The sequence below is a fragment of the Bacteroides sp. OM08-11 genome (assembly GCF_003438665.1).
GTDB lineage: Bacteria > Bacteroidota > Bacteroidia > Bacteroidales > Bacteroidaceae > Bacteroides > Bacteroides cutis.
On sequence record NZ_QSTJ01000005.1, the window covers coordinates 200,296 to 216,433 of the forward strand.

Genomic DNA, 16,138 nt, shown 5'->3' on the forward strand with positions numbered 1-16,138 from the left:
TTAATCTAAAAATCGTTTCGTCAATCCTTCGTATGCATCTATCCTGCGATCGCGCAAAAACGGCCACCAACGGCGTACGTTTTCAGAACGTTCCATATCTATTTCTACCACAATATTTTCAGGACTATCATTTCCGGCCTGTGCAAGAAATTCCCCTTGGGGACCGACGATAAAACTGTTTCCCCAGAACAGTATACCGTTAGTCTGCATGGACGGATCAGGTTCATGCCCCACGCGATTTACCGATATTACCGGCAAACCATTGGCTACCGCATGTCCACGTTGTGAAATAATCCAGGCATTCAGCTGACGTTTTTTTTCTTCGTCTGTATCGCTGCTTTCCCAGCCGATGGCAGTAGGATAAATCAATATTTCAGCACCTTTGAGTGCCATCAGGCGGGCTGCTTCGGGATACCATTGATCCCAACAGACCAATACGCCTAGTTTTCCAAGTGAGGTTTGAATAGGCTCAAAACCGATATCTCCGGGAGTGAAATAGAATTTTTCATAATAAGCGGGATCATCGGGTATGTGCATCTTCCGATATTTGCCTGCGATACTTCCATCACGTTCAAATACAACAGCCGTATTATGATACAAACCTGGAGCACGTTTCTCGAACAGAGAGGTAACAAGCACAATATCGTTGGCTGCTGCCAGTTCCGAATAGAAACCTGTGGAAGGTCCGGGAATTGTTTCCGCCAAATCAAACAATTGTGTATTCTCCGTCTGACAAAAGTACAAAGAGTTGTGTAATTCCTGTAAAACGACCAATTGTGCCCCATGTACGGCACATATTTCAATACTTTTTGCCAAATTCATCAGATTTGTACGTATATCCGAAGTATTGGCTTGCTGAATTATACCAACTTTTATCTTTCTTGCCATATGCATATTTGTTATTTTACGATTTATAAATTAACAGTTTCGTTTCTGTAATCTAATATTATTTTAATACTCCAACAGGATATTGCATTGTGACGCAATGTAATGACCCATGTTGTTTTATCAAGGCACAGCAATCTATACCTATAATTTCGTGATTGGGGAACGCTTCCTGTAATACCTCTTTGGCACGTGCGTCATTACTTGGTTGGTTATAGGTTGGATATAGTATCACATCGTTCATAATCAAAAAGTTAGCATATGTAGCAGGTAACCGTTCACCTTCTACTTCAATCTTATCAGCCATAGGTAACGCCAACAAACGATAAGGTTCTCCGTTCAAAGTGCGGAATGTTTTCAGTTGTTCTTCCATTTTATGAAGTTCTTCATAATGTTCATCTTGTACATCATTACATTGTACATAAACAATCGTATTGGTAGAACTGAAACGGGCAAGCGTATCAATGTGGCTATCGGTGTCATCTCCAACTAAATAACCATAATCAAGCCAAAGTATCCGTTCCAAATGGAATGTAGAACGAAGAAATTCTTCAATTTCTACTTTATTCATCTGTCCGTTTCTATTGGAAGACAATAGACATTCAGAAGTAGTAAGCAAAGTACCTGCACCATCGCTTTCGATAGAACCGCCTTCCAGGACAAATCCCAAACGATTGACATATTTTCCTTTTAAAACTTCGGCTTCTACAGCTCGGCGGGTAATTTCATTATCTTTGTCTGAAGCAAACTTCAGCCCCCAACCATTGAATGTAAAGTCAAGCAGGGAAGGTCCGTCAATATCCAACATAGTAATGGCACCGTGATCGCGTGCCCAAGTATCATTTGTGTCACATTTCAGAAAACGAACATTCTCCATATTCACTGTTGCAGAGATTTGCTTTCTCACCTCATCGGGGGTAGGAGTCACGATAAGTAATAATTCGCGTTTAGTAATCTCGGTAGCAATCGTAACAAAGCATTTTTGGACTTCTTCAAGCATATAGGCCCAGTCCGTACCGATGTGAGGCCAAGTCAACTGTATGCCACTCTGCATAGCCCACTCTGCCGGCAAATACGGAGCACGTATTTCTACTTGAATGCTTATGTTCTTACCAAACTGCACCTGATAATCCTTTTCAGATGCTCCACCATGTGGCAATCCAACGACAATTCCCATGTATTTTAATGCGTTAATTTATTTTTCTTCTTTAGGTTTTCTATCAAAGAACGGATTTTTGGAAGATGCACTCACTGGAATGGCAAATACGGTCTTACAGTTCTTCAACCACTCCAACCGTTGTACGGCAAGTCCGGCAGAGAACATCACACGGGTATCTACCCGCATATCAGCCGCCATTGCACAAGCAGAGCCCAAAGCAATGCCTACATCAACCGTGTTCAAGGCACATGGTACACCCTCAAGACGTTCTACACAAGTAGGGAAACCGCAGTGTCCACAGTTCAATCCTTGTGCCTGTTCGCGCGTACCTATTATAATTACACATTCTGCCTGCAGAATGTTTCCGGCATCACGCAGAAAAAACTTCATACCTAGTTCTTCGGCCATGGCAATCATCTTGTTCGATAACTTTTTGAGGTCGTCACCTGTAACCAAAGCAGTCTCAATTACATCAATACCTTTACCTTTGGGTGCTGTACGTGCAGCAGTCATCATTTGCCTTGCCACATTCAATACATGTTCATGGCGGCAATCCCTTTCGTTCTGTATCATATTTTTTTCTAAATTAATTAGTGAGACAAAGATAGTACAATTATTTTTTCTGTACTTTTGTAAATATAGAAAGATTAAAGAAAAATATTCATGTTACAAATAGAAAATGCCAGTATTGCATATGGTAACGAAGTACTCTTTTCCGGTTTCAACTTACAAGTAGATAAGGGGGAGATAGTGAGTATTTCTGGCTCTTCGGGATGTGGGAAGACTTCTCTGCTAAATGCCATATTGGGATTTATCCCTTTGAAAGTAGGTCGAATTACAGTAAACGGTATCCTGCTGGAAAAGAATAGTATAGATCACATTCGCAAACAGATAGCTTGGATACCACAAGAGTTGGCTTTGCCATTGGAGTGGGTGAAAGATATGGTACAACTTCCTTTCAGCTTGAAAGCCAATCGGAATACTCCTTTTTCAGAAGAACGTCTATTTGCCTGTTTTCAAGATTTGGGTTTGGATCGTGAGTTATATTACAAACGGGTCAATGAAGTTTCCGGCGGTCAGCGTCAACGTATGATGATAGCCGTGGCTTCGATGATTGGCAAATCTCTCACCATCGTTGATGAACCAACGTCTGCACTCGATTCAGATACTACCGGAAAAGTCCTTGCGTTTTTTCGGAAACAGACCGAAAAAGGAAGTGCCATACTTGCAGTGTCTCATGATGAGGGCTTTGCAGAAGGATGCGACCAGCATATAATTATGAAATAAACAAATATACTATGAGCTTTGCAGGATTTGTTTTCGATATGATACGGCGTGATAAGGAGAACCGTGACATGCGTAACCTTCGCCGGGAACGTTTGAACGAACGTTTGAATAAGATGTATGAAAAAAGTAATGGTATACCTCAGAATACCACTTTCGAAGACATGGAAGAAATAGCGAAGTTGACAAAGAAGAAAGAACGATCGGAACTCAATTACAACGTAATAATGACCTTGATTTGTGTCAGTGTCTGTATTATTATTGCTTCGGTATTGGTAATTATATTCATCCGTTGACGGTTTGTATATGTAATCTGTATTTGAATGGTATATTACTAAAAAGTAGTTAAATTGTTTCATGGGAACCATAGACATATCTTATCTTAGTTTGGGTATCGGGCTGCTGTTATTACTGATACCCTTGTTCTATATCTGGAAATTCAAAACCGGATTGGTACGTGCAACCATTGTAGGTACGGCACGTATGATTGTACAACTTTTTTTTATAGGAGTCTATTTGAAATATCTTTTCTTGTGGAATAATCCGTGGATAAACTTCCTGTGGGTGATTGTTATGATATTCGTAGCCTCACAAACCGCTTTGTCGCGTACGCAACTGAAGCGTAAAGTTTTGCTTATTCCTATTTCAGTAGGGTTTCTGTGTAGTGTGGTATGTGTAGGAATGTATTTCATCGGTATCGTACTTCGCCTTGAGAATATATTCAGTGCTCAATATTTTATTCCCATTTTCGGTATATTGATGGGAAATATGCTGTCTAGTAATGTGATAGCTCTCAATACTTATTATAGTGGACTGAAACGCGAGCAACAACTATATCGTTACTTGCTTGGTAATGGGGCTACCCGTGCAGAGGCGCAAGCACCATTCATCCGTCAGGCCATCATCAAGTCATTCAGTCCCTTGATAGCCAATATTTCTGTAATGGGTTTGGTCGCTTTTCCGGGAACAATGATAGGCCAGATACTGGGAGGAAGTAGTCCGAATATTGCTATCAAATACCAAATGATGATTATGGTAATCACTTTTACGGCATCTATGCTTTCATTGATGATTACTATTTCATTGGCATCGCGCAAATCGTTCGACGTATACGGCAAACTATTACCGGTTATGATAGAGAAGAAGAAATAGCCTGATTATTGTAACTTTTCCGGCATATAGCGGATTTGTACATACTGTACGCCCGGTTTTACAAAACCACTATCCAACATTGCCTTGGTAATTCTGAATACTTCTAATCTTTCTTGTAAATAGTGCTTCACGCGGTTCTTCTGGGGTTTCGTGTATGACAGAATTTCTACTTTGCCCGATGTGTGAATGTTGGCTTTTACTTTTACCGTACGTACAGGGATTGGAAAGTCGTCTTTCTTACCACCACTATTTTTTTTGTCTACCCAAAGGATGGTCGTAGCTTTCGGCGTGGTATCCACATATTGTTCATCGGAATCTTGTCTGTCATTTTGCGTCTGTCCTGTATAACGGCAGGAAGATAATGTTATAAACAAAGAGAAAAACAAAAGTATTAGTATCTTCATAATGGTTATATTGGGTTTTGTCGACTTCAAATATACAAAAAAAGCGTAAAAGCTCCCTTGAATTCACCACTTTTTGCTATATTTGCAACCAAATTTTCTACTAATAATGAAAATTAAGGAGATAGTTAGCGCCCTTGAACGGTTCGCGCCTCTGCCATTGCAAGACGGATTTGATAACGCCGGTTTGCAAATTGGATTGACAGATGCGGAAGCAACAGGGGCTTTGTTGTGTCTTGACGTTACTGAAGCCATACTGGATGAAGCGATTGCGTTAGGATACAATCTTGTCATATCACATCATCCTCTCATTTTTAAGGGTTATAAGTCCATTACTGGAAAGGATTATGTGGAACGTTGTATATTGAAGGCCATTAAAAATGATCTTGTGATATATTCTGCCCATACTAATCTGGACAATGTGGTAGGAGGGGTGAACTTTAAGATTGCCGAGAAAATAGGTTTGAAAAACGTGCGCATATTGGAAGTTAAGGAAAATGCGTTGCTGAAGTTAGTAACTTTTGTTCCTACGGCTTGTGCTGAAAAAGTACGTGAAGTATTATCATCAGTCGGATGTGGATGTATTGGCAATTATGATTCGTGCAGTTATAATGTGGAAGGTGAGGGAGTGTTTCGTGCGAAGAAGGGGGCACATCCCTATTGTGGAGAGATTGGAGAATTGCATATTGAAAAAGAAGTGCGCATAGAAACTATATTACCTGCTTATAAAAAAGAGGAAGTCGTTAAAGTATTGCTCGCTACACATCCTTATGAAGAGCCTGTATTCGATCTTTATCCTTTGCAGGACTCTTGGACACAAGCCGGAGCTGGTATTATCGGTGAATTGGAAACTCCTGAAACAGAACTTGAATTCTTGAAACGTATCAAGAAAACATTTGAGGTGGAATGTTTGCGCCATAATAAACTGACCGGACGCGAAATCCAGAAAGTAGCCTTGTGTGGTGGTGCGGGAGCATTCCTTATGTCATTGGCCATCGGCAATCATGCGGACGTTTTTATTACCGGTGAAATAAAGTACCATGACTATTTTGGACACGATTCGGACATCCTGTTGGCAGAGATAGGACATTACGAAAGCGAACAATATACAAAAGAAATTTTTTATACAATAATCCGGGATTTGTTTCCTAATTTTGCGGTTCAAATGACCAAAGTGAATACAAATCCCATAAAATACATGTAAGTAAAATGGCTAAAGAAGCAAAAAAAGATCCCCAGGAATTGACAGTAGAGCAAAAGTTGAAAGCTTTGTTCCAGTTGCAGACAATGCTGTCTAAAATTGATGAAATCAAGACGTTGAGAGGTGAACTTCCTTTGGAAGTACAAGACTTGGAAGACGAAATTGCCGGTTTGAGTACCCGTATTGAAAGAATAAAGGCAGAAGTTGCCGAACTGAAATCTGCTATCGCCGGTAAGAAGGTGGAAATTGAAACAGCAAAAGCTTCCGTAGCAAAATATAAAGAGCAACAAGAAAATGTACGTAACAACCGTGAGTACGACTTCTTGAGCAAAGAAATCGAATTCCAGACTTTGGAAATCGAACTTTGTGAAAAGAGAATTAAAGAATTTTCCGAACAAGAAGTTGAAAAATCCGCTGAAGCGGCAGAAAGTATTGCTGCTCTTGAAGAAAGGCAGAAAGATCTTGATGTAAAGAAGAACGAATTGGATGAGATTGTATCTGAAACCAAGCAAGAAGAAGAAAAACTGAGAGATAAAGCTAAAGACCTTGAGACTAAAATCGAACCGCGTTTGCTCCAGTCATTCAAGCGTATCCGTAAAAATTCACGCAACGGTTTGGGTATTGTATATGTACAACGTGATGCCTGTGGTGGATGTTTTAACAAAATCCCGCCTCAGAGGCAGTTGGATATCCGTTCTCGTAAGAAAATTATCGTTTGTGAGTATTGCGGACGTATCATGATTGACCCGGAATTGGCGGGTATAGCTCCGGAGATTAAAGAGGAACCGATAAAAGAAAAAGCAACAAGAAGCAGAAAGAAAGCCACAGAAGCTTAATGTATCTGCAGTAATTGCGATAAACAAATAGAGGTTTAGGTTGTTATGATCCCAATATTATAACAACCTAAACCTTTTTTTATGAATATAAAAAGCTGGAGCAGTATGCTGCTCGTTTTATGTCTATGTTCTGCGGCATTGGCTCAGAAAGGCAACCGCTATTTGGGAACAAAACTTCCGCAAGGTTGGGGGATTTCGAGAGATGATAATCTGTTTAGTGAACAGATACAACCCGTAGACGACAAATGGTGGGAAGCCTTTGCCGACCCGGTGTTGGACTCGCTTATCTCAGTAGCATCTACACAAAATTTTTCCGTATTATCTGCTATGGATCGTATAAACATGGCGCAGGCGAATTTACGGATACAACGAGGTGCTTTCTTTCCTTCTATTTCATTGGATGCCGGGTGGGAACGGGAGCAGAGTAGCGGAAATGTAAGTTCACTTCCCAAATCTATTTCTTCAGTTTATAGCGCTTCTCTTAATACTAGTTGGGAGCTGGATGTATTTGGCAGTATCCGTCAGCGGGTTAAAGCACAGCGGGAAAATTTTGCGGCCAGTAAAGAGGAGTATACCTCTGTCATGATTTCCTTGTGTGCCCAAGTGGCATCTGCCTACATCGGTTTACGGGAGTTACAACAAGAACTGAAAGTCGTAACTGATAACTGTAATACTCAAGCGGCTGTACTCAGTATTACTGAAACGCGTTATAAGACGGGACTTGTATCTAAACTGGACGTATCACAAGCCAAATCTGTATATTACAGTACTAAAGCTTCTATTCCGCAATTGGAATCGGGTATCAATCAGTATGTTACAGCCCTTGCTGTCTTGTTGGGTACTTATCCCCAATATATCCGTCCTATATTGGAAAGAACCTCGAAGCTACCTGACTATATAGAACTCATCGGGATGGGAATTCCTGCTGACCTGTTACTTCGCCGTCCTGATATTCGCCAAGCTGAACGGCAAGTCAATGCACAAGCCGCCCTGTTAGGTGCCTCGAAAAGCGATTGGTTGCCTCAGTTTTTCCTAAAAGGTTCTATCGGTTATTCTTCGCGTGATATAAAAGATTTAACCAAACAGAACAGTATGACTTTTGAGATAGCCCCAAGTGTCACTTGGACATTATTCAGTGGTACCAAGTTGGTGAATGCTACTCGATTGGCACGTGCACAACTGGACGAAACGATCCATCAGTTTAATCAGACGGTACTTACTGCCGTACAAGAAACGGATAATGCCATGAACGGATACCATAATTCCATACAACAGATTGTTGCTTTGCGTGAAGTATGTAACCAAGGTGAAGAAACGTTGAAACTGTCTTTAGATCTGTACAAACAGGGGTTGTCACCTTTTCAGAATGTATTGGATGCTCTTAGGTCATTGCTAACTTACCAAAATCAGCTTGTACAGGCACAAGGTGGTTCATTACAACAGTTAATATCACTTTACAAAGCATTGGGAGGAGGATATGAGTTAATTGATAATTGATAATTTAAGCCGAAACATATATATGAAAAATCAAATGTATATCACTTTACTTATCTTGCCGTTATTGGCAGGGTGTGGGAATAAAAAAGAAACGGTACGTACAATACCTGTTCCGGAAATAAGTGTGGCCCGTCCGTCTGTGCAAGACATTACATTGACGAAAGAATACCCGGGCTATCTGACTTCTGAAAAGACGGTGGATCTGGTAGGCAGAGTTAACGGGACTTTACAAACCATAGCCTATGCACCGGGTAGCCGGGTACGTCAGGGACAAGTACTTTTTGTCATCGAGCCTACGGTATATCTGGATAATGTGCATCAGGCAGAAGCTGCACTTAAAACGGCCCATGCCAATCTGGAATATGCACAGAATAACTATGAACGTATGCAGGAAGCTGTAAAGACGGATGCGGTCAGTCAAATCCAAGTATTACAGTCCAAATCGAATGTAGCAACTTCACAGGCTGCCGTAAGCAACGCAGAAGCAGCACTGAATACGGCTCGTACCAATTTGAGTTATTGTACCATTCGCGCCCCGTTTGACGGGACTGTCAGTCGCAATCGGGCTGATGTTGGAAGTTATATCAGTGGAGGAATACAACCTGTAACATTGGCCACTATCTACAAGGATGATCATCTGTATACTTATTTTAATGTATCTGATAATCAGTGGATTTCTATGTTGATGCAACAAGGAGACTCCATTCCGCGGAAAGTGGCTGTCAGTCTGGGAAAAGACGGAGTTTCGAGTTATCCGGCTACTTTGGACTATCTTTCGCCTAACGTAAACCTGAATACCGGAACGTTGGATATTCGTGCCCGTCTGGATAATCCCAAAGGACTATTGAGAAGCGGATTATACGTCAGTATCACTCTACCTTACGGGGAACAAAAACAAGCGGTACTGATACCCGATGCTTCTATCGGTACCGACCAGTTGGGAAAATATATCTATATCGTCAATGATTCGGATATTGTCCGCTACCGGCATATTGAAACCGGACAATTAGTAGGAGATAGCCTTCGCCAGATAAAGGAAGGGCTTTCTCCGCAAGAACGCTATGTTACCAAAGCATTGATGAAAGTAAGGGACGGGATGAAAGTTCATCCCGTTGGCAACTGATTATTGACTCATTTTAATAAATAAGACCATATGTTCTCAAAGTTTTTCATAGACCGTCCTATATTCGCTACCGTACTGGCGTTGCTTATCGTCGTGGCAGGATTGGTCACACTCAATATCCTTCCTATTGCGCAATATCCTGAGATAACGCCTCCCACCGTACAGGTGAGTGCCGTTTATCCGGGAGCCAATGCGCAGACAGTAGCCCAAACGGTGGGTATCCCTATCGAGCAACAAGTCAACGGAGTAGATGGAATGCTTTATATGTCTTCCAATTCTTCTTCTTCAGGAGCTTACTCTTTGACAATTACTTTTGCAGTAGGTACGGACATCGATATGGCTACCGTACAGGTACAAAATCGTGTCAGTGTAGCCCAGTCCTCATTGCCGACTCCTGTTGTGGTACAAGGTGTCACGGTACAGAAGCAGTCGAGTAACATAGTGATGTTTCTCACGATGAAATCAGACAGTAAAGATTACGATGGATTATACCTTAGCAATTATGCCAAACTGAACCTCGTAGACCAGTTGACGCGTGTTCCCGGTGTGGGGGCAGTCAATGTAATGGGGGCGGGCGATTACTCCATGCGTATTTGGTTGGATCCCGCTGCCATGCGTATCCGTAATCTTTCACCTGTTGATGTGTATCAGGCCATTCAGGCGCAAAACGTAGAGGTGAGTGCCGGAAACGTGGGACAACCCGTTGGCGATGATAATAAAAATGCATACCAATATAGTTTGACCGTAAAGGGCCGGCTTACTTCTCCCGAAGAATTCGGTAATATTATTTTGCGTACCGAAGCGGGAGGGAAGATACTGCGGTTGGGTGATGTGGCTAAGATTGATCTTGGTTCAGCTTCGTATAGCGTTGTTTCACAGCTTGATGGAAAACCTACTGCTGCCATTGCCATTTATCAGCAACCGGGTAGCAATTCGCTGGATGTATCCAAAGGGGTGAAGGCGAAGATGCAGGAACTTACGCAGAATTTTCCGGTAGGTATACAATATGATGTAACGCTGGATACAACAGACGTTATCCATGCTTCTATTGACGAAGTGATGGTGACTTTTCTCGAAACTACCATCCTTGTTGTATTTGTTATCTTCCTTTTCCTCCAGAACTGGCGGGCGGTTATCATACCTTGTATCACAATTCCCGTGTCACTGGTTGGTACGTTGGCAATTATGGCATTGTTTGGCTTTTCTATCAATACATTGACGTTGTTCGGGTTGATACTTGCCGTAGCCATCGTGGTAGACGATGCCATCGTGGTGGTGGAGAACTCCACCCGTTTATTGGATACGGGAAAATACTCAGCACGCCAGGCTGTTACGGAGGCGATGGGGGAGATTACAGGTCCTATTGTAGGAGTAGTTTTGGTGTTGTTGGCAGTATTCATACCGACTACGCTGGTGAGTGGTATTTCAGGGCAGCTATATAAACAATTTGCTTTGACAATTGCCGCCAGTACCGTATTGAGTGGAATAAACTCATTGACACTTACACCGGCACTTTGCGCATTGATGCTGCAACCTACAAAACCTTCTAAATTTCCTCTTTATAAAGGATTTAATCACTTGTATGATAAGACACAAGGTGCGTATGACAAAATAGTAAACTTTCTGCTGAAACGTCCGTCGGCAGCAGTATTGTCTTATGCTGTTTTCACGTTGATTGCCATTATGATGTTCGTTAAATGGCCCTCTACATTTATTCCTGAGGAGGATGATGGTTATTTCTTGGCTGTGGTACAACTACCTCCGGCTTCAAGTTTGGAACGTACTCAAGTGGTTGGCCGACAAATCAATGCGATATTGGATACCTATCCGGAAGTAAAAGATTATATCGGCATTTCCGGCTTTTCGGTAATGGGAGGAGGTGAACAAAGTAATGCCGCTACCTATTTTGTCGTGTTGAAGAACTGGGATCAGCGTAAAGGTAAGAAGCATACGGCTGCCGCCGTTGTCCAACGTTTCAATATGGAGGCATATAGTATACAAGAAGCTGAAATATTCGCTATGGTTCCTCCCGCCATTCCCGGTTTGGGAGCTACGGGGGGCTTGCAGTTGCAATTGGAGGATCGTCATAACCTCGGTTCCACTGAAATGCAACGTGCTATAGAAACACTGATGGAGAATTATCATGATTATCCTGCATTGGCATCTGTCAGTAGTCAATATCAGGCAAATGTACCACAGTATTTCCTGGATATCGATCGTGACAAAGTGCAACTCATGGGGATTCCACTGAACGGTGTGTTTACTGCTTTGGGATATTATATGGGAGATGCATACGTGAATGATTATGTACAATTCGGGCATATTTATCAGGTAAAACTGGGAGCGGGTGACCACGCCCAGCGTATCATCGGAGATGTGCTGAATTTGAGTGTTCCAAATGCTTCGGGAGAAATGGTTCCTTTCTCGTCATTTACCCGGGTGAAGGAGCGGTTGGGCATGGATCAAATTAATCGTTATAATATGTATTCCACCGCTGCCGTTACTTGTAATATAGCTCCTGGAAGTAGTTCGGGAGAAGCTATCAAGCAAATGGAAAACCTGATAAAAGACCAGCTTGGCAATGAGTTCGGTTACGAGTGGACATCAGTGGCCTATCAGGAAACACAGGCGGGAACAACTACTTCCGTAGTTTTCATTATGGCATTGATTGTAGCATTCCTTGTTCTTGCTGCTCAATACGAGAGCTGGACCAGTCCGGTGGCGGCGGTTATGGGACTTCCGGTAGCTTTGCTCGGTGCCATGTTTGGATGCTACGTTATGGGGACACCGGTCAGTATTTATACTCAAATCGGTATAATTCTGCTTGTTGCTCTTTCTGCTAAAAATGGTATTCTGATAGTGGAATTTGCCCGTGATTTCCGCGCACAAGGTAATTCTATCCGCGATGCTGCTTTCCAGGCGGGGCATATCCGGCTACGCCCAATCCTGATGACTTCGCTGGCATTTGTGTTGGGTGTGATGCCATTATTATTTGCAACAGGAGCGGGAGCGGGTAGCCGTGTTGCCCTTGGTGCCGCCGTAGTGTTTGGTATGGCTTTAAATACATTACTTGCTACGGTTTATATTCCGAATTTCTATGAACTGATGCAGAAGTTGCAGGAGAAGTTCAGCAGTAAGAAGGAAGTGAAGTGAGAGGAAACGTAGTTTTCATATAAAGACTACCCAACTGAGACAAGATACATACAGCCCTTTGCGGAAAAAAATTCCCAATCAGGATCTTGCCATTATTCTTCCTGACGGGCGGAAATATTACATAGCCGTTTTCATCATGAATTCGTGTGAAACGGATGAAACCAATGCTGAGATCATTGCTCATGTATCGCGCATGATATATGATGTGATGAAATAAAGAGTGGGGGCTTTACCGTAATGATATGGTAGCTTAACTGTAATGAAATAGGGACTTATCCCCTTTCTGTTTTATACAGAATTCCCAAAACACCCGGATGTTACGCTGTAAAACATGGGGATGTTTTGAGTGATAACATCCGGGTGTTTTCATATAAAACATCCGGGTGTTTTGATGGAATATATCCGGGGGTTATTGCCTTTCGGTATGGTAGTGAAAAGGATTTGGTCCTGGCGAGAAAGACGTTCAAAGCTATAGGCTTTGATACTCAGGAATATCGTGCAGAAAAATATATGTGTTATGTTCGTAATCCATCCGGCAACAATAGTGCTGTAATCCGTTGCTGACAATGAGGTAATCTACTTTCAATACCATGTTGTAACGAGTTATCTGGTCGAAAACCTTCTGTGTGATTTCAATATCGGGAGCTTTGTACTCCACAATCATCCGGGCGGTAAGATCACGTCGGTAAAGCACCGTGTCGCATCGTTTCTTTGTACTGTTCAATTGAACCTGGACTTCGTTTGCCATAAGTGCCTGTGGATATCCTTTATGAGCAAGAAGAAAGTGTACGAAGTGTTGCCGTACCCATTCCTCAGGGGTGAGAGCAACATATCGACGACGTATTACGTCGAATATAACATTTTTTCCGTTCCTTGCGGCAATTTTAGCATCGAATGCTGGTAGGTTTAACGATAACATTTACTACATTTGTAAGTTAAATAATGGTCTCCCAAACCTTGGGGAATACAAATTTAATAAAATCTTATGAAAACAAAAGAAGAAATCGTAGCTAATTGGCTACCTCGTTACACAAAACGTAACCTGGAGGATTTTGGGGAGTATATTCTGCTGACTAACTTCAACAAGTATGTAGAAATATTTGCGGGGCAATTCAATGTTCCGATCCTTGGTAAAGACGCCAATATGATATCGGCCAGTGCAGAAGGAATTACTATTATCAATTTCGGTATGGGTAGTCCTAATGCTGCTATTATCATGGATTTGCTGAGTGCCATACATCCTAAAGCCTGTTTGTTTTTAGGTAAATGCGGTGGTATCGACAAGAAAAATAAGATAGGGGATCTTATTCTTCCTATTGCCGCTATTCGTGGTGAAGGTACTTCCAATGATTATTTTCCACCCGAGGTGCCGTCACTTCCGGCTTTTATGTTGCAGCGTGCTGTTTCTTCTGCCATCCGTGACTATGCCCGTGATTACTGGACAGGTACTGTATATACTACTAACCGGCGTATTTGGGAACACGACGAAGCATTTAAGGAATATCTGAAGAAAACACGTGCTATGGCTGTTGATATGGAAACTGCAACTTTATTCAGTTGTGGCTTTGCCAATCATATTCCAACCGGTGCTCTTCTGTTAGTGTCAGACCAGCCCATGATTCCTGAAGGAGTGAAAACGGATAAAAGTGACAATTTGGTAACTAAGAATTATGTGACCGAACATGTAGAAATCGGTATTGCATCATTAAAGATGATTATTGATGAAAAGAAAACTGTAAAACATCTGAAATTCGACTGGTAAACCAATATGGCAAAACAAGAGATTACTTGTGACGATATTTTGAAGGAGTTGAGAGCTAAACAATATCGTCCTGTCTATTATCTGATGGGAGAAGAACCGTATTATATCGATCTTATTGCCGACTATATTACAGATAATGTCCTGACTGAAACGGAGAAAGAATTCAATCAGACTGTTGTTTATGGCGCGGATGTAGATATAGCTACGGTTATCAATGCTGCTAAGCGATATCCGATGATGTCTGAGTATCAGGTTGTAGTGGTAAAGGAGGCTCAGAATATCCGTAATATGGAAGAACTTTCTTTCTATCTTCAAAAACCTTTGCTTTCTACTATATTGGTGATATGCCACAAACATGGCGTATTGGACAGAAGGAAAAAATTAGCAGCCGAAATAGAAAAATCAGGTGTTTTATTTGAATCTAAGAAGATGAAGGATGCCCAGTTACCGGCATTTATTTCTTCTTATATGAAACGTAAGGGAGTAGACCTCGAACCTAAGGCAACTGCAATGCTTGCTGATTTTGTAGGAACTGATCTTAGCCGTCTCACCGGAGAACTGGAAAAGCTGATTATTACACTTCCAAAAGGTCAGACACGTGTTACTCCTGAACAGATTGAGCGGAACATTGGAATTAGTAAAGACTACAATAATTTTGAGCTTCGTAGCGCAATCGTCGAAAAGGATATTTTAAAAGCCAATAAGATAATAAAATATTTTGAAGAAAATCCGAAAACAAATCCAATTCAAATGACTTTATCTTTACTTTTCGGCTTCTTCTCTAATTTAATGTTGGCATATTATGCACCTGAAAAAACAGAGCAGGGTATCGCTAATTTTGTAGGCCTGAAAAGTCCTTGGCAATCTCGCGAATATATATCTGCTATGAGACGGTATAGTGGAGTGAAAACAATGCAAATTATTGGAGAAATCAGATACGCAGATGCCAAATCTAAAGGAGTAGGCAATTCTTCACTAAATGACGGAGATATTCTGCGGGAATTGGTATTTAAAATCTTACATTAATTCTTTGAAAAGTGTATTGCTTTACTACGGGTAATGGGTGTACCCCTTTACCCAATATGGTTGTATCATTTTAAATTCTATAGCTAGATCCTTTTACCTAAATAATCCCTTCTTCTTTTATTCAAAAAGTAAAATCATTCAATTTTTTTATTTGGCGGTTGTTCTAAATCTTACAATATTGGGATAATACATTGACATACAATTTATTGTGTTAAAAATAAGGCTCTCAGAATTGTTTTTTTTCAATCAGTCGGAGATTTATACGGAAATAAAGCATTGTCAGCCAATTTTCATGTTTCCCAAAAGTATTTATAAGAAAATAAGAAAATTAATCGATGTGATAGTTGTTGTATGCAACTATGTAAGTTTATTATTGTAATATTTGACTATTACGTTTATATGGCAATCCCTTTTGTGATATTTCTTTTGTGAATATATTAAGCTGTTTACGGATGTAAATAATGTGAATTAAATCAAGGAATAGATGTTTTACAAATGTTTATCGATACGGCTTAACAAGATGTATTTGTATATATAAACTTCTGAATATCTATTGAATATTGTATTTTATTAAATAGTTTAATGAAGATAAGGGGGAAGATGTCGATAAAACAAATGTAATATAGGCTTTTAAATGAATATTATGAGATATAATATAG

General features: G+C 41.0%; 15 protein-coding genes and 1 pseudogene. 11 read left to right on the plus strand and 5 right to left on the minus strand.

What is annotated here, in order from left to right; all coding sequences use genetic code 11:
* From DXC10_RS10985 to DXC10_RS10995, 3 genes are read right to left on the minus strand one after another with little or no spacing between them, the layout of a single operon-like run.
* Entirely contained in the window at window positions 1–888 is an 888-nt protein-coding gene (locus tag DXC10_RS10985; protein ID WP_117737879.1) for a carbon-nitrogen hydrolase, read from the minus strand.
* 58 nt (window positions 889–946) lie between these two features.
* A complete protein-coding gene (locus DXC10_RS10990; protein ID WP_101542821.1) occupies window positions 947–2,062 on the minus strand; it encodes an agmatine deiminase family protein in 1,116 nt (371 codons plus the stop codon).
* A gap of 18 nt (window positions 2,063–2,080) precedes the next feature.
* Window positions 2,081–2,617 carry a ferredoxin domain-containing protein gene (locus tag DXC10_RS10995; RefSeq protein WP_101542820.1) on the minus strand — a complete coding sequence of 179 codons (537 nt, stop codon included), beginning with the start codon at window positions 2,615–2,617 and terminating at the stop codon, window positions 2,081–2,083.
* Between the two features lie 90 nt (window positions 2,618–2,707).
* Here DXC10_RS10995 and DXC10_RS11000 point away from each other — a divergent pair, with 90 nt between their 5' ends.
* The 3 genes from DXC10_RS11000 to DXC10_RS11010 all read left to right on the plus strand — a co-directional run bounded on the left by DXC10_RS11000 (window position 2,708) and on the right by DXC10_RS11010 (window position 4,480).
* Window positions 2,708–3,331 carry an ATP-binding cassette domain-containing protein gene (locus DXC10_RS11000; RefSeq protein WP_101542819.1) on the plus strand — a complete coding sequence of 208 codons (624 nt, stop codon included), beginning with the start codon at window positions 2,708–2,710 and terminating at the stop codon, window positions 3,329–3,331.
* Between the two features lie 11 nt (window positions 3,332–3,342).
* Entirely contained in the window at window positions 3,343–3,624 is a 282-nt protein-coding gene (locus DXC10_RS11005) for a hypothetical protein (protein WP_101542991.1), read from the plus strand.
* Between the two features lie 61 nt (window positions 3,625–3,685).
* The gene (locus tag DXC10_RS11010; protein ID WP_101542818.1) at window positions 3,686–4,480 is read left to right on the plus strand and encodes an ABC transporter permease; all 795 of its coding nucleotides are present in this window, start codon (window positions 3,686–3,688) and stop codon (window positions 4,478–4,480) included.
* 5 nt (window positions 4,481–4,485) lie between these two features.
* Here the strand turns inward: DXC10_RS11010 and DXC10_RS11015 are convergent, their stop codons facing one another.
* A complete protein-coding gene (locus tag DXC10_RS11015) occupies window positions 4,486–4,884 on the minus strand; it encodes a DUF4891 domain-containing protein (protein ID WP_101542817.1) in 399 nt (132 codons plus the stop codon).
* 106 nt (window positions 4,885–4,990) lie between these two features.
* Between DXC10_RS11015 and DXC10_RS11020 the strand changes: the two genes are divergently transcribed.
* The 6 genes and pseudogenes from DXC10_RS11020 to DXC10_RS11045 all read left to right on the plus strand — a co-directional run.
* Window positions 4,991–6,085, plus strand: coding sequence for a Nif3-like dinuclear metal center hexameric protein (locus tag DXC10_RS11020; protein ID WP_101542816.1), 1,095 nt, complete (start codon window positions 4,991–4,993; stop codon window positions 6,083–6,085).
* 5 nt (window positions 6,086–6,090) lie between these two features.
* The gene (locus DXC10_RS11025) at window positions 6,091–6,918 is read left to right on the plus strand and encodes a zinc ribbon domain-containing protein (RefSeq protein WP_101542815.1); all 828 of its coding nucleotides are present in this window, start codon (window positions 6,091–6,093) and stop codon (window positions 6,916–6,918) included.
* A gap of 81 nt (window positions 6,919–6,999) precedes the next feature.
* Complete coding sequence (locus DXC10_RS11030) at window positions 7,000–8,415, plus strand: efflux transporter outer membrane subunit (RefSeq protein WP_117737880.1); 1,416 nt, start codon at window positions 7,000–7,002, stop codon at window positions 8,413–8,415.
* A 22-nt stretch (window positions 8,416–8,437) separates the two neighbouring features.
* Window positions 8,438–9,538, plus strand: a complete 1,101-nt coding sequence (locus DXC10_RS11035) for an efflux RND transporter periplasmic adaptor subunit (RefSeq protein ID WP_117737908.1) — start codon at window positions 8,438–8,440, stop codon at window positions 9,536–9,538.
* Window positions 9,539–9,568: 30 nt separating this feature from the next.
* Entirely contained in the window at window positions 9,569–12,691 is a 3,123-nt protein-coding gene (locus DXC10_RS11040) for an efflux RND transporter permease subunit (RefSeq protein ID WP_117737881.1), read from the plus strand.
* Window positions 12,692–12,782: 91 nt separating this feature from the next.
* A pseudogene (locus tag DXC10_RS11045) lies at window positions 12,783–12,908 on the plus strand (class A beta-lactamase); the annotation flags it as partial.
* A gap of 252 nt (window positions 12,909–13,160) precedes the next feature.
* On the opposite strand, the gene DXC10_RS11050 reads toward DXC10_RS11045, so the two are convergent.
* Window positions 13,161–13,610 carry a type I restriction enzyme HsdR N-terminal domain-containing protein gene (locus tag DXC10_RS11050; RefSeq protein ID WP_101542812.1) on the minus strand — a complete coding sequence of 150 codons (450 nt, stop codon included), beginning with the start codon at window positions 13,608–13,610 and terminating at the stop codon, window positions 13,161–13,163.
* Window positions 13,611–13,676: 66 nt separating this feature from the next.
* Here DXC10_RS11050 and DXC10_RS11055 point away from each other — a divergent pair, with 66 nt between their 5' ends.
* On the plus strand, window positions 13,677–14,453 hold the full coding sequence (locus DXC10_RS11055; RefSeq protein ID WP_101542811.1) for an AMP nucleosidase: 777 nt from the start codon (window positions 13,677–13,679) through the stop codon (window positions 14,451–14,453).
* 6 nt (window positions 14,454–14,459) lie between these two features.
* Entirely contained in the window at window positions 14,460–15,479 is a 1,020-nt protein-coding gene (holA, locus tag DXC10_RS11060) for a DNA polymerase III subunit delta (protein ID WP_101542810.1), read from the plus strand.
* The last annotated feature ends 659 nt before the right edge of the window (window positions 15,480–16,138 follow it).